This window comes from Micromonospora matsumotoense (assembly GCF_900091525.1).
Classification (GTDB): Bacteria; Actinomycetota; Actinomycetes; order Mycobacteriales; family Micromonosporaceae; genus Micromonospora; species Micromonospora matsumotoensis.
In genome coordinates, this window is sequence record NZ_FMCU01000002.1 from 511,313 (window position 1) to 536,214 (window position 24,902).

Consider the following 24,902-nt stretch of genomic DNA (forward strand, 5'->3'; position numbering starts at 1 on the left):
CCGGGAGGCTCCGGCGACCGGTCCGCTGTTCCCGCACGGGTGCAGGTGGGGCGGTGACCGACGCACCTGGTCCCTGCAGATGGCGAACAGTGCAGATCCGGGGGCCGGGCGATCAGCTCGCCGTCACGCAGAACTCGTTGCCGTCCGGATCGGCCAGCACGACGTCGCCGTCCGCACCGACCTCGAGCCGGGTGGCCCCGAGCGCCACGAGTCGGTCGACCTCCGCCTGCTGGTCGCCCTCGGGCGCGAGGTCCAGTCGCTGCCGGTTGCGGCCCTGTTTGGGGGCCACGGGCGGGCCACCCCAGGCGACCTTCGTGCCACCGTACGGCGACTGGACCGCGGTTTCCTGGTCCTGGTCCCACACCAGCGGCCAGCCCAACGCCTCGCTCCAGAACAGGCCGACCTCCCGGGTGCCGTCGCAGGCGACCTCCCCGAGCAGGCCGCACCCGGCGAGGTAGTTGTTGCCCGGCTCGATGACGCAGAACTCGTTGCCCTCGGGATCGGCCAGCACGATGTGCCCCTCCTCGGGACGCTGCCCGACGTCGAGGTGGCTGCCGCCGAGATCCAGCGCGGTCGCCACCTGCCGCTGCTGGTCGTCAGGGCTGGTACTGGTCAGGTGCAGGTGCATCCGGTTCAGCCCGGCCTTGCGGGTAGGGCTCGGGACGAACCGGAGGCCGAGCTGGGTGTCCGTGCCGGATAGGAGCGCGCCACCGGTGGCGTCCTCGACGACCTCCCGGTGGAGCAGGCCGGCCCAGAAGCGCGCCAGTCGGCTCGGGTGTTGGGCATCGAGGGTCAACGTCAGGGGTCCCGAGAGCATCACCGCACAGTAGACGCCGACCGGTGGGGCAACAAGGCGATTGCGCCGGGCCCGGCCGGGGGTCTCGGCGATGGTGGCGGGAGGTCCGGGCGGTGGACGATGGTCACCGCCCGGACCGCTGTGCCCATGCTCACGACGCCTTGGCGCGGGTAACCGCCGACGGCTGGTCGCACGTGATCCTCTGGCGCTGGGGGGCCTTTGCGGTGCCGCTCGCCCCGGCGACGCGCGTCCGTTGCTCACGATGGGTAGCCGGTGGACGTGGGCCGTCGCCTGAATCGTGGCAGGAGCGGAGTTTCATGCTTGCCGGCGTTCCCACGTCGAGGGGCCGCTGTGGCGGGTCTACTCGCCTGCGTCTGCGTGGGTGAGTAGGCGGGCGGCCAGGGCGCGCACCTCGGCTCTGAGTGCGGCGGGTTGTTCGATGGTGAAGGGCCAGCCGAGTCCGGCAAGCATCTGGGCGGCACCGTCGAGGTGTTCGGCTCGGGTCGTCAGCCGTACTCCGTCGGTGACCTCGGTGAGTGTGCCGACAGATGGAGGGATCCGCCGCTGTGCCTGGGCGAGGCTGGTGTGCAGCAGGACCGAGATGTCGTGGGCGTAGGCCACTGAGGCGAGTCCGGCGAGGACGTGTCCGGTGGGGTCGAACCCGGCCGGCACCTCGAAAGCTCCGGCGGTGGCGTGAGTGGTGCCGATGCGATCGAGTCGGAACGTCCGAACGGACCCGCTGGCGTGGTCGCGACCGGTGACGTACCAGCGACCGTGGTGGAAGACCAGCCCGTACGGGTCGAGGTCGCGTTCGCTGGAGCGGCCGTGCCAGCTGGTGTACGTCAGCTGTACCGGGTGTCGGTGGCGGGCTGCCTCGGCGAGCACCAGCAGCACCTCGGCGTCGGGCGGGGTGGGCTGCCGGACCGGCCCGGTGACGTCCATGGTGACCAGTAGGGCGTCGATGCGCCGGGCAAGGGCGGCTGGCAGTACCCGGCGCAGCTTGGCGGCGGCGTTCTCGGTGGCCGCGTGATCGGTGACCAGTCCCGCGCTGCGGCCGGCGGCAAGGCCGAGGGTGATGGCGATGGCCTCTTCGTCGGTGAGCATGAGCGGCGGCACCTTGTATCCGGGTGCGAGCCGGTATCCGCCGTAGCGGCCGCGGCGTGCCTCGACCGGGATGTCCAGGTCGAGGAGGTGGGTTACGTAGCGGCGGACGGTGCGTTCGTCGACGCTGAGCCGGCGGGCCAGGTCTGGGACGCTGAATGTGCCGCCCGACTGGAGGATCTCCAGCAGGGCGAGGACCCGGGCTGTCGGCCTGGCCAAGGAGATCCTCCTAATCCGGGCGGAAACTGTCCGGTATTGAGCGTAGCGTGCCGGGCATGACGACATTCGTACTGGTCCCGGGGTTCTGGCTCGGCGCCTGGGCCTGGCAGTCGACGGCCGCTGAACTGCGCCGGCACGGCCATGACGTGTACCCGATCAGCCTGACCGGCCTCGGGGAGCGGGCCCACCTGGGTCGTCCCGACACCGACCTCGACGTCCACGTCACCGACGTGGTCAATCTCCTGCGCTACGAGGGCCTTCGCGACGTGGTACTCGTGGGGCACAGCTACGCCGGTAGCGTCGTCACCGCGGCTGCCGACCGGGTCACCGACCGCGTCGCCCAGTTGGTCTATGTCGACACCGGCCCGCTGCCCGACGGGGTGGCCCAGGTCGAGTTCACCCCGCCGGCCGAGCGCGAGCGCAACGCGGCATTGGTGGCCGACCACGGTGCGGGGTGGCGGCTGCCGCCGCCATCCTGGACCGACGTGGCCGCCAGTGTGCCCGACGTAGATGACTCGATCGTCGCGTTGCTGCACGAGCGGTCGGTCGACCAGCCGTGGGCGACCGCCACCGCCCCGGTCCGGCTGACCGGGGCATGGGAGAGTCTGCCCAGACTCGGCGTGCTGTCGAGCTTCACCGCCGAGCAGGCGCAGGGAATGGCGGCGACAATGCCGCTGTACCGCCACATGGCCGGCGACGTGTGGCGCTTTGAGGAACTACCGACCTGGCACTGGCCGATGCTCAACCGGCCGGTCGAGCTGGCCGCGATCCTGCACCACGCGCCGTTGACGGCGTAACCGCCGCTGCCGGGTGACCAACCACCAGCTCACCCGGCAGCGGTGAGCGGTCGACGACGGAACCGAACGACCCGGCCATGCCACCCACGGCGACGTCCTCAACTCGGCTAGATCCGGACGCCGCCGGGTCGACCATCATGACTGACTGTCGTTGATCGCAGAGCAAGCTCGGCCGTGATACCTACCGGATTCCTGCTGAGATCACCCGACGCGCGACGGGCCAGGCGGGGGAGCCCTCCTCAGCGGCAGGGCCGGATCAGCCGCCGTGCCAGGAACGCCACAGGGACGCGTAGACGCCGTCGGCGGCGACCAGGTCGTCGTGCCGGCCGATCTCGGTGATCCGGCCGTCCTCCAGCACCGCCACCCGGTCGGCGTCGTGCGCGGTGTTGAGCCGGTGCGCGATGGCGATGACCGTCCGGCCGGCCAGCACCGCGCCGAGCGCCCGTTCGGTGCGCCGGGCGGTCGTCGGGTCCAGCGCGGCGGTCGCCTCGTCGAGGATGAGGGTGTCCGGGTCGGCGAGGACGATCCGGGCCAGCGCCAACTGCTGGGCGTCGGCGGGGCCGATCTCCCGCACCCCGTCGCCGAGCGGGGTGTCGAGACCGTCCGGCAGGTCGGCGTACCAGTCGGCACCCACCGCGGCCAGTGCGGCCCGCAGTTGGGTGTCGGTGACGCCCGGCGCGGCGAACGCCAGGTTGTCGCGCAGCGAGCCGATGAAGACGTGGTGTTCCTGGGTGACCAGGGCGATCCGGCGGCGTCGTTCGGTCGGGTCGAGGTCGGTGACCGGGACCCCACCGAGGCTCACCACACCCTGGTCGGGCACGTCGATCCCGGCGAGCAGCCGGGCCAGCGTGGACTTGCCGGCACCGGACGGGCCGACCACGGCGATCCGTTCCCCCGGGGTGACCGTCAGGCCGATGCCGTGCAGCACCTGCGGGCCGTCCGCATAGCGGAACGTCACCCCGCGCACCTCCACCGCCCGCCCGGCGGGCAGGGCCGCCCGGCCGCGTGGCTCGGGTGGCACCTGGCCGACACCGAGCACCCGGGCGAACGAGGCGATGCCGCGCTGCGCCTGCTCCACCCACAGCAGCAGCCGGTCCAGCGGGTCGATCGCCTGTTGCAGGTAGAGCGCGGCGGCGACCACCTCACCCAGGCTGACCCGCCCTCGCGACAGCAGGAAACCCCCGGTGAGCAGCACGGCGGCGATCGGGATCGGATAGCTGCCCTCCACCACCGGAAAGAACACCGACCGCAGCGCGAGGGTGGCCCGCCGGGTGGCCCAGACCGCGCCGATGCGGGCGGTGCCGTGGGCGACCCGGTCATGGCCCAGCCGCAGCGCCTCGATGGTGCGTGCGCCTTCGGCGGTCGTGGTCAGCGCCTCGGTCAGCTCCGCCGTCGCCGCCCCCTCGGCCAGGTAGGCCGGGGTGGCCCGGCGCAGATACCGGTGGACCGCCGCCCAGATCGACGGGAACCCGGCCAGCGCGACCAGGCCGAGCAGCGGGTCCAGCAGGAACACCGCGCCGAACAGCAGCGTCAACTGCGTTCCCGCGATGACCAGCACCGGCACCACGTCGCGCAGCATCGTGCCCACCGTGGACACGTCCACCGAACTGCGGGTGGCCAGGTCACCGGTGCCGGCGTGCTCGACCACCGAGACGGGCAGTCCGAGCAGGCGGGTCACGAAGTCCTCGCGGAGCCGGGCCACGGCCCGTTCACCGAACCGGTGCCCGGCGTACTGGGCGTAGCGGGCGAGCAAACCCTGAGCCAGCACGCAGCCACCGATGGCCAGCGCCAACCGGTCCACCGCGCCGGCACCCGAGCCGGCCGCGACCTCGTCGACGATCCGACCGATCAGCCACGGTGCGGCCAGCCCGGCGAGGGCGGCGGCGCCGTGCAGCACCAGCACGACGACGACCGCCTGCCGGTCGCCGGCGAGCACGTCACGGGCGGCCCGCCGGACCACCGTCGGACCCGCGACCGGAAGCTTCGTCATCGGACGGGCCGTCCCGCCGGGGCGTCGTCCGTACCGCTGGTGCGCGACACCAGGTGTCGGTAGCCCGGGTCGGCGGCGAGCAGCGCGGTGTGCGGGCCGCTGCCGGTGATCCGGCCACCGCACAGGTGGGCGACCGTGTCGACGTGGCCGAGCAGCACCGGCGACGTGCTCAGCAACACCGTCGTCCGGCCGGCCCTGGCCTGGCGCAGGCGCTGCGCCACCCGGGCCTCGGTGTGCGCGTCCACCGCCGAGGTCGGGTCGACCAGGATCAGCACCTCCGGGTCGGCGAGCAGGGCGCGGGCCAGCCGGACCCGTTGCCGCTGGCCGCCGGAGAGGGTACGGGCCCGGTCGCCGATCGGCGTGCCGAGGCCGTCGGGGAGCCCTTCGGCGACGTCGCGGGCCGACGCCACGTGCAGCGCCGCGCCGATCCGGGCATCGTCGACGGTCCCGTCGGCGCCGGCGAGGATCTGCCGCAGGGTCCCGGCGAAGAGGTACCCGTCGTGGTCGGCGACCAGGATCCGGGCCCGCACCTCGTCGAGCCCGACGCTGGTCAGCGGCACCCCGCCCCAGGTCACCTGGCTGGTGACGTACCGGCCCAGCCGGTCGGCCAGGGCCACCGCGTCGGCCGGGTCGTCGGCGGCGACGCCGACCAGCTGTCCCGGGGCGACCGTCAGGCCGGTGTCCGGGTCGTGCAACCCGGCCGGGCCGGCCGGGGCGGCGCGGGTCGCCGGACCGCCCACCGGGTCGGGGGTGAGCCGGAGCAGGCCGACGATCCGCCGGGCGGCGACCCGGCCCTGGATCAGCTGGTAGCTGCCCTCCAGCAGGAACCAGACCGGCACGATGAGCACCGCCACGTAGCCGTAGACGGCCACCAGTTGCCCGATGGTGATCCCGCCCTCGGCGGCCATCCGGGCGGCCAGCCACACCACCGCCGCCAGGAAGACCCCGGGGACGACTGTGGTCAGCGCGTCGATCCAGCTGAGCACCGCACCCACCCGGTACCCCTCGGCCCGCAGCCGCTGCGAACGGGCGGCGTACCGGCGGGCGAACAGGTGCCGACCGCCCACTCCGGCGAGCACCCGCAGCCCGGCGACGATGTCGTCGGCCCGGGTGGTCAGCTCACCCTGCTGCTGCCGGTAGACCGACTCGGCCCGCTCCAACCGGCGCAGCAACGGGCCGATGACCACGGCGATCACCGGCACCCCGAGCAGCGTCACCAGCGCCAGCACCGGGTCGATCGACCAGAGCACCACGGCGGCCACCGCGTACGCCAGCACGGCCCCCACCCCGGGGCCGGTCAGCGTGAGCACCTGCGAGGTGCGCACGATGTCGTATCCCCCGACGGTGGCGACGTCACCGGCGGCGAGCCGGCGGGGCAGCACCGCGCCGATCCGGGCGAGCTGCCGCAGCAGGACGGCCGCCGAGCGGGCGCTGGCGTCCTCCCGGATGAACGTCATCGTCCGGTGGCGCATGATGCCCGCCCAGGCCAGCGCCGCCCCGGCGACGACGATCGCGGCCACCCAGCCCAGCAGCGCCCCGGTGTCACCGGCGCGCAGCCCGTCGTCGATGGCCCGGGCGATCAGCAGGGGCCGCACCGCGAGCCCCACCATCCAGACGGTGCCGAACAGCGCGCCGCGCAGCACCCGCCACGGCTGACAGCGGACCAGCCACCAGATGTACCGCAGCGGCCCGGCCGTGTCCGGAGTGCCCGGGTCCTGGTGGGGCAGGCGTGGGGGCATCGATCCAGGCTAGTCACCGGCGGCCGGGCGCACCGGCCCGTCCGGCCGTCCGGCGCGGTGGCGTACGCCTCAGTCCGTCGGCGGCGGTGGCGACATTGACGCGGCGGACGGTGACCGGACAAGCTCCTGTCCTCGGATCTTCGACGGCGGACCGCCGTCGGCGGCACGGCACGGCGGGGGAGAAGCGATGACGCGGCGAGCGGGAACGCGCGCACGGGCCGGCTGGCCGGCCCTGCTCGCCGTGCTCACGATCGTCCCGGGTGTCGCGTCGGTGGCCTTCCCGGGCACGGCACGGGCGGCGGCCCCGACGACCGTGTGCCAGATCCGTGACGAGCGGCTGACCGAGATCTCCGGGATGGTGGCCACCGACTCGGGCTTCGTGCTGGTCAACGACGGCTCGGACGAGGCGTCCCGGCGGCGGATCTTCTTCCTCGACGCCCGGTGCGCGGTGGTGCGTACGGTGGCCTTCCCGTCGCGGCCCCGCGACACCGAGGACCTGGCGGTCGGCGCGGACGGGACGATCTGGGTCGCGGACATCGGCGACAACGACCGGACCCGGTCGACGGTGGCGCTGTGGAAGCTGGCCCCCGGGGCCCGCCGGCCGGTGCTGCACCGCCTGACGTACCCCGACGGCCCGCACGACGCGGAGGCGCTGCTGCTCGGCGGGGACGGTCGACCGGTGGTGGTGACCAAGCAGGGCGGCGAGGCCGGCCTGTACGCCCCGACCGGGCCGCTGCGGGCCGCCGCGACGGTGCCGTTGACCCGGGCCGGGCAGCTCCGGTTGCCGGGCACCACGACCGCGAACCCGTACTCGTTCTTCGGGCGTCGGCTGGTCACCGGCGGGGCCACCGCCCCGGACGGTCGTCGGGTGGTGCTGCGCACCTACGCCGACGCGTTCGAGTTCGACGTCACCGACGGCGACGTGGTGGCCGCACTGACCGGCGGGACACCCCGGGGCGTCGCGCTGCCGGACGAGCCGCAGGGCGAGTCGATCACCTACAGCCGGGACGGCCGGTCGCTGCTCACCGTCTCCGAGACCGCCGGCCAACCCCCGGGCACCCGGCCGACGGTGCTGCGCTACGCCCGGCCACAGCCGTCGGCGACCCCCTCGCCCGCCGGTTCGTCCCCGTCCGCCGGGTCGCCGCCCGCCCCGGCGGTGTCCGATGGGTCGCCGTCGGCCCCGGACGCGACCGCCGCCGACCCCCGGGCCGGCGGCGGTGGCGTCCGGTCGCTGCTGCTGGGGATCGGGGGGATCGGCGTCGGCCTGCTGATGATCGCGCTGGTCGCGGTCGGGCGGGCGCGGCGCACCCGCCGCTGACCCGGGACGGGCGACGGCCCGACATCCGGGTGGGGGATGCTGGACCCGTGCAGATCACCATCCTCGGGCCGCTCGCGGTCGACGGCCGGCCGGTCCGGGGTGAACGGCTCGCCGCGGTGATCCGGGCGCTCGTCGACGCCCGGGGCCGGGCGGTCTCCACGCCGCTGCTGGTGGACGCGGTGTGGGACGGCGCGCCGCCCGACGACGCGACCGGCGCGGTGCAGGCCCTGGTGTCCCGGGTACGCCGGCTCGGGCTGCCGGTGGCCGCCGTGCCGGGGGGCTACCGGCTGCCCGTCGACGAGGTCACCGTCGACGCGGTACGGGCCCGGTCCCTGGTCGAGCGGGGGCGGGCCGCGCTGCGCGCCGGTGACGTGCCGGCCGCCCGGGACACGGCAGATCGGGCCCGGGCCCTGTTCCCGCAGGTGCCGGCGCTGGACACCGCCGAGCACACCCGGCTCCTCGCCGACGTCGTCGCGCTGCGCGCCGAGACGGCACTGGCCGGCACGGGTCCGTACGACGAGGAGGATCTGCGTCGGCTCGTCGCGCGTACCCCACCCGACGAACCGTCGGCCGCCCTGCTGGTCCGGGTGCTCGCCGCCCAGGGGCGCGACGCCGAGGCCCAGGAGGTGATCGAGCGGCTGCGGGCCGAGTTGGCCGACCGCTACGGCACCGACCCGTCGCCGGTGATCACCCAGGTCCACCTGGCGTTGCTGCGCGGCGAGTTGACCACGTCGTCGGGCCGGGTGCCCCAGGCTGGGCCGACGCGCAGCGTCCTGCCGGCGGCGTGGCGGCGGCCGGTGACCGCCCTGGTCGGTCGGGAGCGCGACGTCGAGACGGTGGGCGCGGCGCTCGCCGAGGCGGCCCTGGTGACGATCGTGGCGACCGGCGGCGCGGGCAAGACCCGGCTCGCCGCCGAGGTGGTACGCCGGGCGACGGCAGTCGGCCGGCCGGCCCGGGTGATCGAACTCGCCGGCCTGCGGGCGCCCGAGGAGGTGCTGCCCACCGTGCTCGCGGCCCTCGGCGGGGCGGACACCACGACGGTCGGCGTCGGCACCCTGGGCCTCGATCGTCGGGTGCTCAGCCCCGAGGAACGGTTGCGTGCCCTGGCGCCGGATCTCGACGGTCTGATCGTGCTGGACAACTGCGAACACGTCCTGGACACGGTGGCGGCCGTCGTCGCGGACCTGGTTGCGGTGACCCCACCGGAGGTGGCCGTGCTGGCGACCAGCCGGGCCCCGCTGGGCCTGGCCGGCGAGCGGGTCCACCGGCTGACCGCGCTGCCCGACGCCGACGCGCTCGCGCTGATCGAGTCCCGGGCCCGCGCCGGTGGCGCGGTGTCCACCTGGGACACCACCCGGGTGCGGGCGCTGTGCCACCGGCTGGACAACCTGCCGCTGGCCCTCGAACTCGCCGCCGCCCGGCTGCGGCACATGCCCATCGACGACGTGCTCGCCGGGCTGACCGATCGGTTCGCGCTGCTCGACGCCGCCCTGCGCGGCCTGCCGGAACGACACGCCAGCCTGTGGGCGATGGTCGACTGGAGCCGGGAACTGCTCGCACCCGCCGAGCGTGACCTGCTCCAGCGGGTCGCGGTGATCCCTGCCCCGTTCACCGCCGACCTCGCGGCCGCCGTCGCCGCGACCCCCGACGTCCGACGTGGCCTGGCGACGCTTGTCGAACAGTCCCTGCTGACCCTGGTCGAGGGGGACGGGCCGCCCCGCTACCGGATGTTGGAGACCGTCCGCGAGTACGGCGAGGCCCGCCTCGACGCGGCCGGCGACCGCCCTGCGGCGATGGCCGGCCTGGTCGGCTGGGCCCGGGAACAGGCGGTCGGGCTCGCCGCCCGGTTCACCGGCCCCGACCAGCTCGACGCGTTCGACCGGTGCGCCGTCGAGCAGGACAACCTCGTCGCCGGCCTGCGCTGGGCGCTCGGGCACGACGACGAGCCGGCCATCGTGGACATCGCCACCCCGCTGTTCCACCTGTGGGCGGTGCGGGGCCTGCACCTGGAGGTCTCCGGGTGGGCCCGGGGCCTGCTGCACCTCGACGTCCCCGACCGGCGACGGGGTTCGGCGATCCTGTCCGGCCGGGCCAGCGGTCGGCCGCTGCCCGACGCCGACCGGCTCGCCTGGATGTGCCTGCTGATGATCGTCAACGCCGGTATCAGCGGCCCGGTCCGGCTCGCCGTGCTCGCCCGGCGGGCGCTGCGCCGGCTGCTGGCGGAGCGACCGGGGGAGATCTCCTCCCGGCATCGGGTGCTCAGCTCGGCGCTGCCGGCGTTCGACCGGTTCGACCTGGCCGAGTCGCTGCCGGCCACCACCGCGCTGATCGCCCACCCGGACCCGTACGTGCAGGGGTTCGGCCTGTTCGCCCGCGCGGCGATCCAGGACAGCGGTGGTGTGCCGGACACCGCCGTGGTCGACGCCGAGCATGCCTACCACCGGTTCGAGGCGGCCGGCGACCACTGGGGGATGGCGATGGCGGCACAGGCTGTCGGGCACGGCCTGACCGCCCGCGAGGGCAGCCGGGCCATCGAGTGGCTGGCGTGCGGCGTCCACCACATGGAGTTGATCGGCGCTACCCAGGACGCCCGGGGGATCCGGGTGCTGCTGGACGTGCAGCTCGCCCTGGCCGGCGATACGGCGGCCGAGCGGCGGCTGGGTGAGACCGCGGTGCCCGGGCAGGGGGAGGAGTTGGACACCGCGCAGGCGTCGCTCGGGTTGGCCCGGCTCGCCTGGAAACGCGGCCGGTACGCCGAGGCGCTCGACCACGCCGACGCGGTGGTCCGGGCGTTGGCGGGCTGGGCCGGCCCAACGCCGCAGCCCCGGGTGGTGCTGCGGGTCGCGGTGGCGGTGCTGCACCTGCGGATCGCCGAGGTGTGGCCGGCCGCCGGGCGTGCCGTCGACGCCCGGGCCGCCGGGTTGCTGGCCCAGGCCGGCGGGGAAGCCCTGTCCTCCCGGGACCTGCCGGTGATCGGGACGTGGGCGTTGGGTGGCGCCGAACTCGCTGCGTACCGCGACGAGGACGAGACCGCCCGGGAGTTGTTCGCGCTCGGCACCCGGCTGGGCAGCAACTCGGCGACCTTCTTCCCGCCCGGCGTCGGCGAACGGCTCGCCGCCGCCCTCGGTGGCGAGGAGCGGCGGGAACCGTTGCTGGCCGGGTGGCGGGCGCGACCGCCCATCGCGGCCACCGCCCGCATCCGTGAGCTGATGGACGACCTGCTCGGCCGGGTCACACCCGCCGGCGGTACGCGCGCAGCGCCAGGGGCATGAACACCACCACGAAGCCGGCGCACCACAGCAGCGTCCACCACACGTGGTCGCCGACCGGGGTGCCGAGGAACAACCCGCGCATCGCCGTCACCAGGTGGGTCAACGGGTTGACCGTCACCACCGCCTGCATCCAGCCCGGCAGGGTGCCGGCGGTGACGAACACGTTGGACGCGAAGCTCAGCGGCATGATCAGCGCGAACATCACCCCCTGCACCGCGCCCGGCGTGCGGACCTTCATCCCGACGTAGACCGGCAGCCAGCTCAGGCAGAGCGCGAACAACACCGCGAGCAGGCAACCGGCGAGCGCCCGCAGTGGGCCGGCCTCGATCCGGAAGCCGAGCAGGTAGCCGATCGCCAGGGTCGACACGGTCACGATCACGTACCGCACCACGTCGCCCAGCACCGCGCCGAGCAGCGGTGCGGACCGGGGGACGGGCAGGGACCGGAACCGGTCGAAGATGCCCTTGGCGATGTCGGTGTTGAGGTTGACGCCGATCGCGATGCACCCGGTGGCGATGGTCTGCGCCAGGATGCCGGGCAGCAGGTACTGGAGGTAGTCGTGGGTGGAGCCGGCCACCGCGCCGCCGAAGACGTAGACGAAGATGACCAGGAACAACGCCGGTTGCAGGGTGACGTCGATCAACGCCTCGGGGGTACGCCAGGTCTTGATCAGGCTGCGCTTGGCCAGCGCCAGCGAGTGCCGCACCAGGCGCAGGGGTCGGGGGTTCGCCACGACCGTGGACAGTGTCGGACCCGTCCTCGGCGGGGTACCGGTCAGGGTGCTCATGCGGCGGCCTCCGTACGGGTGGTGGTGTCGTCGTCGGCCGCGGTCCGGCCGGTGAGGGTGAAGAAGACCTCGTCGAGGCTCGGCAGGTGCAGCGAGAGTTCGGTGACGGCGATGCCGGCGGTGGCCAGCCGGGCGACGCTCTCGGTCAACGCGGAGTCGTCGGTGACCGGCACCGCGAGCACGCCCTTGCGGACTTCGTCGGCGGGTGCGCCGGAGCCCACCCGGGACAGGATCGCCGCGGTCGGGGCCAGGTGCGCCGGATCGGCCGGCCGGACCTCCAGGGTCTGGCCGCCGACGACCCGCTTGAGCCCGTCCGGGGTGTCGTGCGCGATCACCCGGCCGTGGTCGATCACCGTGATGGCGTCGGCGAGCGCGTCGGCCTCCTCCAGGTACTGGGTGGTGAGCAGCACGGTCGCCCCGTTGGCGACCAGCGAGCGGACCACGTCCCACATGTCCTCGCGCTTGGCCGGGTCGAGGCCGGTGGTCGGCTCGTCCAGGAAGATCACGTCCGGCGAGCCGACCAGGCTGGCGGCCAGGTCCAGCCGTCGGCGCATGCCGCCGGAGTAGGTCTTGGCCGGCCGGTGCGCGGCGTCGGTCAGGTCGAACCAGTCGAGCAGTTCGACGGCCCGCCGCCGGGCACCGACGCGGCCGAGCTCCAGCAGGGTGCCGAACAGCTCCAGATTCTGCTGCCCGGTCAGGTCCTCGTCGACCGAGGCGTACTGGCCGGTGAGACCGATGGACTGTCGGACCCGCTCGGCCTGGCGGACCACGTCGAGACCGTTGATCCGGGCGGTGCCGGCGTCCGGGGTCAGCAGCGTGGACAGGATGCGTACGGCGGTGGTCTTGCCGGCCCCGTTGGGGCCGAGCACCCCGAGCACGGTGCCCCGGGGCACGGCGAGATCCACCCCTTGCAGCGCCCGGGTGCGCCCGAAGGACTTGACCAGGCCCTCGGCCTCGATCATCAGTTCAGCTGTCATGCCGTGCAGCGTGCGCCGGTCGGCCGACACCACGCCGACACGGCACCGACACCCGCTGACGCCGGCCCGGGGGATGGCGCGGAGACCCGGGGGGATGGTGCGGCGGCCCCACCGCGGGGCGGTGGGGCCGCCCGGGCGCGGGTCGGTCGGTTCAGCAGCGGCTGATCGTCGAGTTGGTCAGGGTGACGTTGCTGATGGTCAGGTTGTCGGCGCAGGGGTTTTCCACGATCCGGTTGTTGACCAGGGTGAAGTTGCGCAGGGTGAGGTCCCGGTTGCCGGGGAACTCGGTGCGTTCGGCCAGCCGCACCTCGCCGCCGCCGCTGATCGTGCCGCCGCTGGTCGCCAGGCTCACGCCGTAGCAGTTCTCGATGAGCACGGCGTTGTTGCCGGTGTTGGCGATGTCGATCCGGTCGATGATCGCGCCGCCGGACTCGGAGACGCAGAACACGCCCCGGCCGCCACCCCAGGCCCGGACGGTGCCGACCCGGATGTTGGTCGGGTAACTGTCGCCGATCCGGCCGTTGCGGTTGGCCATCCGGAACGCGGCGTACCCGGTGCCGGTGCCGGCGTTCTCGGCGTCGACGGTGGACACCGTGGCGTTGATGGTCTGGTTGAGCAGCAGGCCGGACTCGCCGACGTTGCGGGCGGTGACGGTGCCGATGGTCAGCCCGTCGACGCCGTACGTCTCCACCGCGTGCGAGCTGGCGCCGGAGACGTACACGGTGTCGATGCGGACGTTGCGGGTCCACTGGCTGGTGTCGCCCCGGTTGTCGATGCGGACGCCGAGGCCGGCGGAGAGCCGCATGTCGAGTTGCCCGAGCACGACGTTGGTGACGTTGCGCAGAAAGATCCCGTAGAGCGGCGTGCCGGTGAGGGTGAGGTGCTGCACCTCGACCTGGGTGGTGCCCCGGGAGTAGACGGGCGCCTGGTCGCCGGAGCCGGTGCCGGTGACGTTGATCGTGCCGCACACGTCGAGGGTGGTGTAGCTGGGCAGCGAGATGCGGGAGTTGGCACTCATCGTGCCCGAGCCGCGGACCACCACCCGTTGCTTGCTGGTCCGGCCGGCGGTGAGGCTGTTCACCCCGGCCTGCACGGCGGCCCGCAGGTCGGTGCCGGTGTGCACGGTGGTCCCGCCGTTGCGGACGGTCCAGGTGCCGCCGCTGAGCACCGCCTCGGCCTGGAAGGCGCCGCTGCCGCAGTCGGCCGTGCCGCCCGGCCGGGCCAGCTGCCACTGCTGGTTCGCGCCGTCGACATCCTGGTACTGCGAGATCATCGCCCCGTCGGCGGTGGATCTCTCCCACACGTCGAGGGCCTTGCCGGAGTGCCGGTTGAGCAACCGGACGTAGCCGCCGGCGGAGTCGACGAGCCGGAAGTGTTGTCTGGTGTTGCCGCTGGTCGCCGGGTTCTGCACCAGGGCGGTGCCGTCGAGCGCGTTGGGCAGTTCCAGAACCTTGCCGCTGTGCGCCGAGCGGATCTGGTAGTAGCCGCTGCCGACGTCGACGAACCGCCACTGCTGCACGGCGAGATCGTTGCGGGCGTACTGGTTGATCGGGGCGCCGTCGGCGGTGGACCAGCCGTACAGGTCCATCGCCTTGCCGCTGTGCCGGTTGACGAGCACGTAGCTGGCCCCGGTGTCGACGGTGGCCGCCGAGGCGGCCGGTGGGGCGACGGCGGTGGCGGCGGCGACCAGGGCGAGCGTGCCGGCGGCGAGCAGGCCGAGCCGCCGGGGGCGGGAACCTCGGGTGCGGGTGGCAGGTGGCATGGGACTCCCTCGGGGACGGTGGGGCGCCGGGACGGGCGGTTCCCGCCTGCACCATATCGACCCATATGGATGTGCGGCAAACCCTCTCCGGCCCGGACCGCCGGTGGGACCGCCGGGTCGGGACACCGGTCCCACCGCCACGAGAACGGCCGGGCCGGCGACGGTGGCCCGGCGACGGCGCTGTTATCGTCGGCGGCTGGGCGGCGACTGGGCCGCCCGTACGGATGCGAACAGGTGGTCGCCGTGACCCGGGCCCGTACGCTCGTCCCCCCGGTGTTGCTGGGTCTCGTCGTCGGGGCGCTGGTGCTGTCCGGCATCCGACCCCACGACCGGCTGACCTGGCTGTTGGAGACGGTCTGGGTGATCGTGGGGGTGCCGGTGGTGCTGCTGGTGTGGCGGCGCTTCCCGCTGAGCACCCTGCTCTGCTGCCTGCTGGCGGTGCACGCGCTGATCCTCATCATCGGCGGCCATTGGACCTACGCCCGGGTTCCGCTCGGCGACTGGGTACGCGACGCGCTCGACCTCTCCCGCAACCCGTACGACCGGCTCGGCCACTTCGTGCAGGGCTTCGTGCCGGCGATCCTGGTCCGCGAGATCCTCGTCCGGCGCTCCCCGCTGCGGGGCAGCCGCTGGCTCGCCCCGCTGGTGGTCTGCGCCTGCCTGGCCTTCAGCGCGATCTTCGAGATGATCGAGTGGTGGTCCTCGGTGGCCGGGGGCTCCGCCGCCGACGACTTCCTCGGCACCCAGGGCGACGTCTGGGACACCCAGTGGGACATGTTCCTCGCGCTGGTCGGCGCGGTCACCTCGCTGCTCCTGCTCAGCCGGTGGCACGACCGCCAACTGCCGGTCGGGACACCCGTGCGCCCGGCCCCCGCCGTCCCGGTGCCCTGACCACCCCCCACCGCAGGACGGCCCTGCACCGCCGCCGGTCAGGGCCACACCGCCGGCGGGCCACACCCCGGGCCACGACCGGCCGGCCCCGGTCACGGCCCCCGGCAGGTCACCGCCGGCCGGCCCGGTAGGTCACGGCCGGCCCCAGCTCACCGACCGCCGGGTTCACGAGTCACCGACGGTCGGGCCAGCTGTCGAGGACGGTGGTGACGTCCAGCGGGTGCGCCGGGTCCGGAGCCGGTCGCGGTGGTGGCGTCGGTGTCCGCGCGAACCGGGGTGCCGGGGCCGGTTGCGTCTCGTCGCCCACCCGCACGAACGTGCCCCGGGCGGCGTTGTGCGGATGGCGGTGCGCCTCGGTGGGGACGAGCACCGGTGCGACACACCCGTCGAGGTCGGCGAAGAGCGCCGCCCACTCGTCGCGGGTGCGCTCGGCGAACCGGGCGGTGAACCGGCGGCGTAGCTCCGGCCAGCCGACCGGGTCGTACTGGGCGGGCAGGCCCGGGTCGTCGGCCAGGCCCAGTCCGGCCAGCAGCGCGGCGTAGAACGCCGGCTCCAACGCGCCCACCGCCACGAACCGGTCGTCGGCGGTGCGGTAGGTGTCGTAGAACGGTGCGCCGCCGTCGAGCAGGTTGCCGCCGCGCGGCGCGGACCACCGGCCGGCGGCGACCAGGCCGTGCAGGAACGCGGTGAGCAGCGCCGACCCGTCGACCATCGCGGCGTCGACCACCTGCCCGAGGCCGGAGCGTTCCCGTTCCAGCAGCGCGGCCAGCACCCCGGTGGCGAGCAGCATCCCGCCCCCGCCGAAGTCGCCGAGCAGGTTCAACGGGGCGTGCGGGCGCTCGCCGGGGCGGCCCAGCGGCTCCAGCGCCCCGGCCACCGCGATGTAGTCGATGTCGTGCCCGGCGCGGGCGGCCAGCGGGCCGTCCTGGCCCCAGCCGGTCAGCCGGGCGTACACCAGTCGGGGGTTGCGGTCGTGGCAGACCCGGGGCCCGAAGCCGAGCCGCTCGGCCACCCCCGGCCGGTACGCCTCGACCAGCACGTCGGCCTGCTCGACCAGGCGCAGCAGGTCGGCCACCCCGGCGGGGGACTTCAGGTCGAGGGCGGTGACCCGACGGCCCCGGTGCAGCGGGCCGGTCGTCGGGGCGGCCAGCCGTCCCGGGCCGGGGTCGCCCGGCCGGTCGACCCGTACCACGTCGGCGCCGAGGTCGGCCAGCACCATGCAGCCGAACGGGGCCGGCGCGAGGCTGGCCAGCTCCACCACCCGCACCCCGGCCAGTGGCCCGGCGGTGGGCGGGCCGGCGTCAGAGGGCACGGGCGATCAGCTCCTTCATGATCTCGTTGGTGCCGCCGTAGATCTTCTGCACCCGGGCGTCGGCGTACATCCGGGCGATCGGGTACTCGGTGGTGTAGCCGTAGCCACCGAACAGCTGCAGGCAGCGGTCGACGACCTCGCACTGCCCCTCGGTGAGCCAGGACTTCGCCATCGCCGCGGTGGCCACGTCCAGCTCGCCCCGGTCGTGCCGGCCGATGCAGTCGTCGAGGAAGACCCGGCTGACCCGGGTCCGGGTGGCGCACTCGGCCAGCACCATCCGGGTGTTCTGGTGGCCGATCAACGGCTTGCCGAAGGCGGTGCGTTCCTTGACGTACGCGGTGGTCAGCTCCACCGCCCGCTGCATCGCCGCGACCGCCCCGATGCCGATGACCAGGCGTTCCTGGGGCAGTTGCCGCATCATCTGGCCGAAGCCGAGCCCCTCGGCCCCGCCGAGCAGGTGGGTCGCCGGCACCCGTAGGTCGTCGAAGAACAGCTCGGCGGTGTCGTTGCCGTGCAGCCCGATCTTGGACAGCAGCCGGCCCCGCCGGAAGCCGGCCAGGTCGTCGCCGACCTCGCAGACCAGCAGGGAGATGCTGGCGGCCCGCTGCGCCGGGTCGGTCTTGACGGCCAGGATGAGCAGGTCGGCGAGGCCGCCGTTGCTGATGAACGTCTTGGCCCCGGTGACCAGGTAGTCGTCGCCGTCGCGGACGGCCCGGGTCCGCATCGCCTGGAGGTCGGAGCCGCCGTCCGGTTCGGTCATCGCGATCGCCCCGACCAGGTCGCCGCGGCACAGGGCGGGCAGCCAGCGCCGCTGCTGTTCCGCGCTGCCGTAGGCGACCAGGTAGCCGGTGACGATGCCGCTGTGCACGCCCAGCCCGAGGGTGCTCTCCCCGGTGTGTGTCTGCTCGTGCAGCAGGACCGCCTCGTGGGTGAAGCCACCGCCGCCACCGCCGTACTCCTCGGGCACGGAGAGGCCGAGCAGGCCCAGTTCACCGGCGCGCCGGTAGTGGTCGCGGTCCGGGTGGCCCTGCGCCAGCAGCCGCTCGGTGTGCGGCAGCACCTCGCGGGTGAAGAAGCTGCGGGCCAGTGCGGCGAGGTCGTCGTGCTCGGGCTCGCGCCACGGTGAGGTGTAGTTGTCGAGTCCAGGCGTCGGCATGGATACACCCTCACGCCCTGTTGGCGGCCTGTCAACAATCCTTGATCACTCTCGGGCGGCGGCCACCCCGCAGCGACCGTCGCCGATCGCTGCGCCCGGCTGGCGGGACCGGCCCGACCCGGGGCGCACGCCGCTGACCGGCCGATAGGGTCGATGGGTGAGTGTCGACACGGAATCGCCGCGACGGCGGCTGGAGCCCGACGCCCGGCGGGGACAGATCCTCGCCTGCGCGGTGCGGCTGTTCGGCGTACGCCCGTACGCGGACGTGTCGACCACCGACATCGCCCGCGAGGCCGGGGTGGCCCGGGGCCTGATCAACCACTACTTCGGCACCAAGAAGCAGCTCTATCTGGAGGTCATCCGGGTGATGGTGACCGTCCCCGAGGTGGCCGTCGAGCGGTTGCCGGCCGGTGACCTGCGCACCCGGGTCGATGCCAGCGTCACCTGGTTCCTCGACGTGGTCTCCCGGCACCGCACCTCCTGGCTGGCCGCGGTGACCGCCGGGGGGATGGGCCACGACGCCGACGTCGCCCAGGTGCTGACCGGGGCCGAGGAGGTCGCGGCGGACAGCGTGCTCGTCGCGGTGGGGCTGGCCGACGTCACCGCGTACCGGGCCGAGTTGCGCGGCATGATCCGGGCGTACGGCGGGCTGGCCACCTCGACCGCCCGGGAGTGGCTCCAGCGGGGCACCCTGGACCGGGGTCAGGTGCACCTGCTGCTGACCGCCACCCTGCTGACCATCGTGGAGCAGGTCTTCCCGGCGATAGTCGGCAACCGTCCGGGGTGGGCCGCCGGCTGCTGCGGGGCACCCGGTCGGCGACCCGCACCCGGGTCGAATCCGGTTGCGTGACGACCGGTGGCTCTGAGTGGTTGCAGGCCATGTCGAGCCCTGAGGCAGCCAAGGTGGGGGCTTTCGGTCACGCCGTCAGCCCCCTGAACCACTGAGTTCACCGCCCGCGTCCCCGCAGCCCGTGCTGCCGGAGACCGTCGCGCGCACCCCTGGGCGCTGACCGCGTGGTGACGAGACGTCTTCCCGTTCTCTCCCACCTCGGAGCTCCTCGCGCCCCTGTCGCTCTACCTGCTTGCCCTGGCGGTCTTCGCCATGGGCACTCGGAATTCATGCTCGCCGGCCTGGTGCCGGACATCGCCACGAGCCTCGACGTGTCGGTCGGGGCCGCCGGGCTTCTGACCTCGGCCTTCGCCGTCGGGATGATCGTCGGCGCGCCGCTGATGGCGGCGCTCGCGCGCCGCTGGCCGGCCCGGACCAGCCTGCTGGGCTTCGTGCTGGCCTTCGCCGTGGCTCACGTGGTGGGCGCTCTCACCACGAGCTTCGCGGTGCTGCTCGGCACCCGGGTGGTCGCCGCCCTGGCCAACGCCGGCTTCCTCGCGGTGGCACTGAGCACGGCGGCCACGCTCGTCGCCGCCGACCGGAAGGGGCGTGCGCTGGCGGTGCTGCTCTCGGGGACGACCGTGGCCGTCATCGCCGGAGTTCCTGGCGGTGCGTTGCTCGGCATGCTGCTGGGCTGGCGGGCGACCTTCTGGGCGATCGCCCTGCTCTGCCTGCCCGCCGCCGGTGGGGTCGTCATGGGCCTCCCGGCCCGGGTCGCAACGAGCCCTCGGGGCGCTCCGGTCGGCTCGTCCCTTCGGGGCGAGATCGCGCAGCTGGCAAGGCCCAGGCTGGTGCTGGTCATGCTGGTCGGCGCCCTCGTCAACGCCGCCACCTTCGCCACGCCAGCTGTTTCCTGGTGGCGATCGCCCTGCTCGTCGTCCTGCCGCTCCGGCGTTTCGGGGCAACCCGCGTTCGCCAGCCGGCTCCTTCGCCGGCCTTCGGGACGCCGCGGTGGCGACCGACCGGATGCCGGCGGCCAGGTCCTGGTCGGCCAGGGCCCAGCCGCGCGCCCGCACCTCGCGCAGTTCCCGGTCCAGCTCGGCGCGTTCCGGCTGCCAGCGGGCGGCGATGCCGGAGCGGCCCGGGACGGCCAGCACGGCGGTGAGTTCGGCCGGGGTGAGGGCCGGCACTCCATGAGCGTGCGGTTACCCGTCGTGGGCCGGGGCGGTCCCGGGTCGTGCCAGCACCGACCGGGCCGACCTCGCCTTCGGATGACGCACGACCAGGCAGAAAGAACGGTATGCCGACTTTACTGTTAACAAACTTTAATTTACGGTGGAGTCAATCGCCTGACGTCTATCCCCGCGGAGCGGCGCAGGGCAGCCGGTGCCCGTCCCCATCGTCCGACGACCGCCCCCAGCTTCGAGGAGTCCCCATGCGTCGAACCCTCACCGTCCCCCTGGTGGCGACAGGTGCCGTCGTCACCTCCCTGGGCCTCGCCGCGCCCGCCCAGGCCCACGGCTACGTCTCCGCCCCACCCAGCCGCCAGGCCCTCTGCGCCCAGGGGAAGGTGCCCGACTGCGGCCAGATCCGGTACGAGCCGCAGAGCGTCGAAGGCCGCAAGGGGTTGCGTAGTTGCAGCGCCGGGATCACCCAGTTCGCCGTCCTCGACGACGACGACCGGGGCTGGCCGGCCACCCCGGTCGGCAGCACGGTCACCTTCACCTGGGTGAACACGGCCCGGCACGCCACCAGCAACTGGGAGTACTTCATCGGCGGCACCCGGGTCGGTGTCGTCGACGGCGGCGGCCGGCAACCCGAGGCCACCGTCTCGCACACCGTCAACCTGGGCGGTTTCTCCGGCCGGCAGAAGATCCTCGCCGTCTGGAACATCTCCGACACCGCCAACGCCTTCTACGCCTGCGTGGACGTGCAACTCGGCGGCGGTGGCCCGACCCCGAGCCCCAGCCCGACGCCGACCCGCACCCCGGGCCCGACCCCGACCCGGACCACCCCGCCCCCGACCACCCCGGCCCCCTCGCCGACCGTCGGCGGCACCTGGGCCGCCGGTCGCAGCTACCAGGTCGGCGACCTGGTCACCTACCAGGCGGTGAGCTACCGGTGCCGGCAGGCGCACACCGCGATCCCGGGCTGGGAACCGCCGTACGTGCCCGCCCTGTGGACCCAGGTCTGACCGGAGTCGACCGTGCCCGACCGACGATCACCAGCCGCGCTCCTGCCTCGGCGGGCGGGTGTCGGGGGTCCACCGTCCACCGTTGACCGCTCCCGCCCCGGCCGCCACCGACCCCGCGGTGTGCCGCGACGCCTGGCCGTCGTGGTCGCCGCGGTGCTGCTGCTCGCCGGGTGCGCGCCCGCCGCATCCCCGGCCACCCCCGTGCCGTCCCCGTCGAACGGGTCAGGTGCGTCGACCGTGGTCGGCGGACTCGACCGGGTGTTCCTGCACGCCATGACGGCCCACCAGGAGCGGACCCTGGCCATCGTCCGGGTCGCGCCACAGCGGATTCGGCAGCCGGGACTGCGTACCCTGGTCGCCGCCGTCGAGGCGACCGAGACCGACGAGGTCGCCCAGGCCCGCGAGTGGCTCCGCGCCGCCGGGCCGGACCCCGGCGGGCACCGGCACGAGCATCCCGACCCGAGCGGCGCACCCGACCCGGTGTCCCGGCTGCGGGACACCCCGGCCGCCGGATACGACGCCGTCCTGGTGGCGGTGCTGGTGGCGCAGCAACGGCAGGCGGCGGAACTGGCCCGGGCCCACCTGGCGCTGGCGGCCTCCCCGGCCGTCCGCGACCTGGCCCGACGCATCGACGAGTCCCGTACCGCGCAGATCCGCCTGCTCACCGCGCTGCCGGTCGCCCGGGTCACACCCTGACCCGGGCCCGGCGGCCGGTGGACGCCTCGGCGTCGTCGCCATAGCGCAAGCGGCTGATTTCACCACCCGTACGGCCAGCGGGTGGAGTCGTTCGGCCAGCCCGTCGGCATCGATGTTCCTCGTGTTCCTCGGGCCCCGGTATAGTCCCGTCGATCCCCATTGGAGTGTCGCAGGGAAAGCACGTGATCTGCGTGATGGCAGCCGGGCTGGAGAATGTGGTGTCCGGCCCACCATTCGTCGGACGGCGGTCGGAGGTCGCGCGTATCCGCGCCGCTCACGTCGACAGCGTGCGCACCGGAACGCAGGTGGTCTGCGAGGTGGTCGGCGACCCGGGAATCGGCAAGACCCGCCTGGTGCACGCCGCGTTGGCCCGCTGCGCGCCGACCCTGCCCCTCGTCGTCGGCACCGGTGTGGAGGCCGAGCAGGGCATCCCGTTCCACGTCTTCCGGCACGCCTTCGGCGCCGCCCGGCCGCCCCGTGCCGACCCGCGGCGGCACCCCGGCGGCGGGGCCGAACCCGACGGTGCGCTGCTGCCCCGTGTCGCCGGCCCGGTCGACGTGCGGCTGTTCCGCACCTACCAACTGGCCCGTCGGTTGCTCGCCCTGGCTGCCCGGGACGGGCTGACCCTCGTCCTGGACGACCTGCACTGGGCCGACGTCTCCTCCATCGGGCTCGTCACCCACCTGCTGCGCTACCCGGTGCCCGCACCGCTGCTGCTGATCCTGGCCTACCGGCCCCGGCAGATGGCGACCGCGATGCCGTTCGGCCCGCCCGACACCGGCGTCCCCGCAGGCGGGTGTCGGGAGCGGATCGAGCTGGGGCCACTCAGCCTCGCCGAAACCGTCGAGATGTACCCGCAGGACGACCCGGGCGAGCTGGACGAACGCCATGACCGGGCCGCCGGCAACCCCGGCTACCTCGCCGCGCTGGCCGTCGTCGAACCGGCCGGCGGCGACCGGGACGCCCCGTCGACCGGCCCGCCCCGGCTCACCGACCGGGCGGTGGCCACCCTGCGCGCCGAATGGGCCGGCCTGCCCCCGGCCGACACGGCGTGCCTGCGCGCCGCGGCCGTGTTCGACACGCCGTGCGCGGTGGAACTGCTCGCCGAGGTCGCCCAACTGCCGGCGCAACTGGCCGGCGAGTCCGCGTGGCGGCTGGTCCGTCGCGACCTGCTGCGGGTCGTCCCGGCGACGGCACGGTTCACCTTCCGACATCCGGTGCTGCGCTCGGCGGTCCGTCAGGACACCGATCCGGCCTGGCGGGTCGAGGCCCACCACCGGGCACTGACCGCGCTGCTCGCCCGGGGCGCGCCTCCGGCGGAGCGGGTGGCACAGGTCGACCAGCTGCTCGGCCTGCCCCACGACCGGCCGGTCGAACCGTACGTCGAGGTGCTCTGCCGGGCCGCCCGGGAGATCCGCCGCGATGCCCCGGAACTGGCCGTCCGCTGGCTGCGGGCGGCGTTGCGCGCACTGCGGCCACCGGCCGGCTCCCCCGACAGCCGGCACGACGTCACCCTGCTGCTGGCCCGGATCACCGGGGAGGCGGGGAACCTCGCCGAGAGCCGGACGCTGTTGCGGGAGGTCGTCCCCGAGCTGCCCGTCGACCCGACCGGCCGTCGGGCCGCCGCCGTCGCCCAGTGGGTCCGGGTGGAACGGCTGCTCGGCAACTACGCGGAGGCCGCCGCGATCAGCCGCCGTGAGCTGATCGGCATGCCGACGCCGACCGCCGGGGCGTACCAGCTCGCCACCGAACTGGGCGCCGTCGGCATCCTGTCCGGCCACCCCTCGCCGGTGCCCGGCGGTGCACCCGACGGCGAGGCCAGCGGCATCGACCGGGCCGGTCTGCTCGCGGTACGCGTACTCGCCGCCGCCCACGACGGCGACGTCGACATCGCCCGCGGGCTGCTCGCCACGGGTGTGCCGATCATCGACGCGCTGCCCGACCGGGACCTGCGCGACCATCCCGACTGCCTGCTGGCGCTCGGGCTGGCCGAGCTGTTCCTGGAGCGACCCGCCGACGCCACCCGGCATCTGGACCGGGGGATCGCCCTGGTCCGCGACGCCCACCGCGACGACGGTCTCTGCCAACTGCTGCTCGGTCGGAGTCAGGTGGCCTACCACCGGGGTCAGCTCGGCACGGTGATCGCGTTGGCCACCGAGGCCGGGGCCGTCGCCCGCCGGATCGGCAGCCGCTCCCTGCTCAGCTTCGCGCTCGCCTTCGAGGCGCAGGGCACCGCCTGGCGGGGCGGCCCCCGCGACGACGAACGCGCGGTGGCGTTGGCCCGCAGCGCGGTGGAGCTCGCCAGTGACCTGGACAGCTGGTCCGGACGTACCGCGGCGACCGCGTTGGCGACCGCGACCCTGCTCGCCGGCGACCCGGCCACCTGTCGGGAGATGCTCACCGACGCCGGTGGGGACGGCCGGCTGACCCGCCTCCAGGCGTCCCTGCGTCCGATGTGGCACGAAGTGCTCTGCACCGCCGCGCTGGCCGCCGGGGACCTGCCCGAGGCGCAGCGGCGGGCCCGGGCCGCGTTGGCGGCCGCCGACCTGATCGGTCTGCCGGGGCAGCGCGCCTTCGCCGAGTCGGCGTACGGGGAGGTGCTGCTCGCCCAGGGGGAAGTGTCGGCGGCCATGCCCTACCTGCGCGCCGCGGCGGACCGGTTCCGGGCCGCCGGCATGGTGCTGCGGCACAGCCTGGCCCTGGTCTCGATCGCCCGGGCGTCGGAGGCGGTGGACCAGGGCGGCCCCGCCGCCGCCCGGGCCCGCCACCGGGCACTGGAACTGGCGGCCCGGTGTGGCACCGAACGGGTCGCCCTGCGGCTGGCCCGACCGTTGCGGGCGCTCGCCGAGACCGCACTGACCGACCGGGAGTGGCACATCGCCCGGCTGGCCACCACCGGCGTCACCAACCGGCTGATCGGCCGTCAGCTGCACATCAGCCCGCGCACCGTGGAGGCGCACCTGACCCGGATCTACCGCAAGGCGGGGGTGGAGTCCCGGTCCGGTCTGGTTGCCTGGGTGTCCCGTTTCGATGACACCGACCGGTGACCGGGTGGCGGTGTGGACG

The 24,902-nt window shown here is 74.3% G+C and carries 17 protein-coding genes and 1 pseudogene; 9 read left to right on the forward strand and 9 right to left on the reverse strand.

Annotated elements, in window-relative coordinates; translation table 11 throughout:
• Positions 1-112: 112 nt before the first annotated feature.
• Together GA0070216_RS05910 and GA0070216_RS05915 are read right to left on the reverse strand one after the other, a co-directional pair.
• Positions 113-817: a VOC family protein gene (locus GA0070216_RS05910; protein ID WP_091240117.1), complete on the reverse strand. Its 705-nt coding sequence runs from the start codon at positions 815-817 to the stop codon at positions 113-115.
• Positions 818-1,156: 339 nt separating this feature from the next.
• On the reverse strand, positions 1,157-2,116 hold the full coding sequence (locus tag GA0070216_RS05915; RefSeq protein ID WP_091240120.1) for a helix-turn-helix transcriptional regulator: 960 nt from the start codon (positions 2,114-2,116) through the stop codon (positions 1,157-1,159).
• Between the two features lie 56 nt (positions 2,117-2,172).
• Here GA0070216_RS05915 and GA0070216_RS05920 point away from each other — a divergent pair, with 56 nt between their 5' ends.
• A complete protein-coding gene (locus GA0070216_RS05920) occupies positions 2,173-2,913 on the forward strand; it encodes an alpha/beta fold hydrolase (protein WP_091240124.1) in 741 nt (246 codons plus the stop codon).
• A 256-nt stretch (positions 2,914-3,169) separates the two neighbouring features.
• On the opposite strand, the gene GA0070216_RS05925 is transcribed toward GA0070216_RS05920, so the two are convergent.
• The gene (locus tag GA0070216_RS05925; protein WP_091240127.1) at positions 3,170-4,903 is read right to left on the reverse strand and encodes an ABC transporter ATP-binding protein; all 1,734 of its coding nucleotides are present in this window, start codon (positions 4,901-4,903) and stop codon (positions 3,170-3,172) included.
• Entirely contained in the window at positions 4,900-6,642 is a 1,743-nt protein-coding gene (locus GA0070216_RS05930; RefSeq protein WP_091240130.1) for an ABC transporter ATP-binding protein, read from the reverse strand. The genes GA0070216_RS05925 and GA0070216_RS05930 overlap by 4 nt, the downstream gene beginning before the upstream one ends.
• Positions 6,643-6,829: 187 nt before the next feature.
• Between GA0070216_RS05930 and GA0070216_RS05935 the strand changes: the two genes are divergently transcribed.
• Positions 6,830-7,960 (forward strand): hypothetical protein, encoded by a 1,131-nt coding sequence (locus tag GA0070216_RS05935; RefSeq protein WP_176738848.1) that lies wholly within the window; start codon positions 6,830-6,832, stop codon positions 7,958-7,960.
• A 47-nt stretch (positions 7,961-8,007) separates the two neighbouring features.
• Positions 8,008-11,232 carry an ATP-binding protein gene (locus GA0070216_RS05940; protein ID WP_091240133.1) on the forward strand — a complete coding sequence of 1,075 codons (3,225 nt, stop codon included), beginning with the start codon at positions 8,008-8,010 and terminating at the stop codon, positions 11,230-11,232.
• On the opposite strand, the gene GA0070216_RS05945 is transcribed toward GA0070216_RS05940, so the two are convergent.
• The 3 genes from GA0070216_RS05945 to GA0070216_RS05955 all read right to left on the reverse strand — a co-directional run bounded on the left by GA0070216_RS05945 (position 11,192) and on the right by GA0070216_RS05955 (position 14,758).
• Positions 11,192-12,019: an ABC transporter permease gene (locus tag GA0070216_RS05945; RefSeq protein WP_091240136.1), complete on the reverse strand. Its 828-nt coding sequence runs from the start codon at positions 12,017-12,019 to the stop codon at positions 11,192-11,194. The genes GA0070216_RS05940 and GA0070216_RS05945 overlap by 41 nt on opposite strands.
• Positions 12,016-12,996, reverse strand: a complete 981-nt coding sequence (locus GA0070216_RS05950; protein ID WP_091240964.1) for an ATP-binding cassette domain-containing protein — start codon at positions 12,994-12,996, stop codon at positions 12,016-12,018. Before GA0070216_RS05950 ends, GA0070216_RS05945 begins: the two co-directional genes overlap by 4 nt.
• 151 nt (positions 12,997-13,147) lie before the next feature.
• Positions 13,148-14,758 (reverse strand): RICIN domain-containing protein, encoded by a 1,611-nt coding sequence (locus tag GA0070216_RS05955; protein WP_091240140.1) that lies wholly within the window; start codon positions 14,756-14,758, stop codon positions 13,148-13,150.
• Between the two features lie 243 nt (positions 14,759-15,001).
• Here GA0070216_RS05955 and GA0070216_RS05960 point away from each other — a divergent pair, with 243 nt between their 5' ends.
• A complete protein-coding gene (locus tag GA0070216_RS05960) occupies positions 15,002-15,649 on the forward strand; it encodes a DUF2238 domain-containing protein (protein ID WP_245722327.1) in 648 nt (215 codons plus the stop codon).
• A gap of 172 nt (positions 15,650-15,821) precedes the next feature.
• On the opposite strand, the gene GA0070216_RS05965 is transcribed toward GA0070216_RS05960, so the two are convergent.
• A complete protein-coding gene (locus GA0070216_RS05965) occupies positions 15,822-16,961 on the reverse strand; it encodes a CaiB/BaiF CoA transferase family protein (protein WP_091240143.1) in 1,140 nt (379 codons plus the stop codon).
• Positions 16,951-18,117 carry an acyl-CoA dehydrogenase family protein gene (locus GA0070216_RS05970; protein ID WP_091240146.1) on the reverse strand — a complete coding sequence of 389 codons (1,167 nt, stop codon included), beginning with the start codon at positions 18,115-18,117 and terminating at the stop codon, positions 16,951-16,953. Before GA0070216_RS05970 ends, GA0070216_RS05965 begins: the two co-directional genes overlap by 11 nt.
• A gap of 157 nt (positions 18,118-18,274) precedes the next feature.
• Here GA0070216_RS05970 and GA0070216_RS05975 point away from each other — a divergent pair, with 157 nt between their 5' ends.
• The 5 genes and pseudogenes from GA0070216_RS05975 to GA0070216_RS06000 all read left to right on the forward strand — a co-directional run bounded on the left by GA0070216_RS05975 (position 18,275) and on the right by GA0070216_RS06000 (position 24,883).
• On the forward strand, positions 18,275-18,967 hold the full coding sequence (locus GA0070216_RS05975) for a TetR/AcrR family transcriptional regulator (RefSeq protein ID WP_091240149.1): 693 nt from the start codon (positions 18,275-18,277) through the stop codon (positions 18,965-18,967).
• A gap of 252 nt (positions 18,968-19,219) precedes the next feature.
• Positions 19,220-19,848, forward strand: a pseudogene (locus GA0070216_RS36555) (MFS transporter); the annotation flags it as partial.
• A 533-nt stretch (positions 19,849-20,381) separates the two neighbouring features.
• On the forward strand, positions 20,382-21,140 hold the full coding sequence (locus tag GA0070216_RS05990) for a lytic polysaccharide monooxygenase (protein WP_091240153.1): 759 nt from the start codon (positions 20,382-20,384) through the stop codon (positions 21,138-21,140).
• A 120-nt stretch (positions 21,141-21,260) separates the two neighbouring features.
• A complete protein-coding gene (locus tag GA0070216_RS05995) occupies positions 21,261-21,836 on the forward strand; it encodes a DUF305 domain-containing protein (RefSeq protein ID WP_091240156.1) in 576 nt (191 codons plus the stop codon).
• Between the two features lie 194 nt (positions 21,837-22,030).
• Positions 22,031-24,883 (forward strand): ATP-binding protein, encoded by a 2,853-nt coding sequence (locus GA0070216_RS06000; protein WP_281190402.1) that lies wholly within the window; start codon positions 22,031-22,033, stop codon positions 24,881-24,883.
• Positions 24,884-24,902: the final 19 nt, after the last annotated feature.

Excerpts from the sequence above, each read along its gene's own strand:
- GA0070216_RS05950 (WP_091240964.1), bottom strand. The coding sequence starts at position 12,996 with ATGACAGCTGAACTGATGATCGAGGCCGAGGGCCTGGTCAAGTCCTTC.
- GA0070216_RS05955 (WP_091240140.1), bottom strand. The coding sequence starts at position 14,758 with ATGCCACCTGCCACCCGCACCCGAGGTTCCCGCCCCCGGCGGCTCGGC.
- GA0070216_RS05910 (WP_091240117.1), bottom strand. The coding sequence starts at position 817 with ATGCTCTCGGGACCCCTGACGTTGACCCTCGATGCCCAACACCCGAGC.
- GA0070216_RS05920 (WP_091240124.1), top strand. The coding sequence starts at position 2,173 with ATGACGACATTCGTACTGGTCCCGGGGTTCTGGCTCGGCGCCTGGGCC.
- GA0070216_RS05930 (WP_091240130.1), bottom strand. The coding sequence starts at position 6,642 with ATGCCCCCACGCCTGCCCCACCAGGACCCGGGCACTCCGGACACGGCC.
- GA0070216_RS05945 (WP_091240136.1), bottom strand. The coding sequence starts at position 12,019 with ATGAGCACCCTGACCGGTACCCCGCCGAGGACGGGTCCGACACTGTCC.
- GA0070216_RS05990 (WP_091240153.1), top strand. The coding sequence starts at position 20,382 with ATGCGTCGAACCCTCACCGTCCCCCTGGTGGCGACAGGTGCCGTCGTC.
- GA0070216_RS05935 (WP_176738848.1), top strand. The coding sequence starts at position 6,830 with ATGACGCGGCGAGCGGGAACGCGCGCACGGGCCGGCTGGCCGGCCCTG.
- GA0070216_RS05970 (WP_091240146.1), bottom strand. The coding sequence starts at position 18,117 with ATGCCGACGCCTGGACTCGACAACTACACCTCACCGTGGCGCGAGCCC.
- GA0070216_RS05925 (WP_091240127.1), bottom strand. The coding sequence starts at position 4,903 with ATGACGAAGCTTCCGGTCGCGGGTCCGACGGTGGTCCGGCGGGCCGCC.
- GA0070216_RS06000 (WP_281190402.1), top strand. The coding sequence starts at position 22,031 with ATGGCAGCCGGGCTGGAGAATGTGGTGTCCGGCCCACCATTCGTCGGA.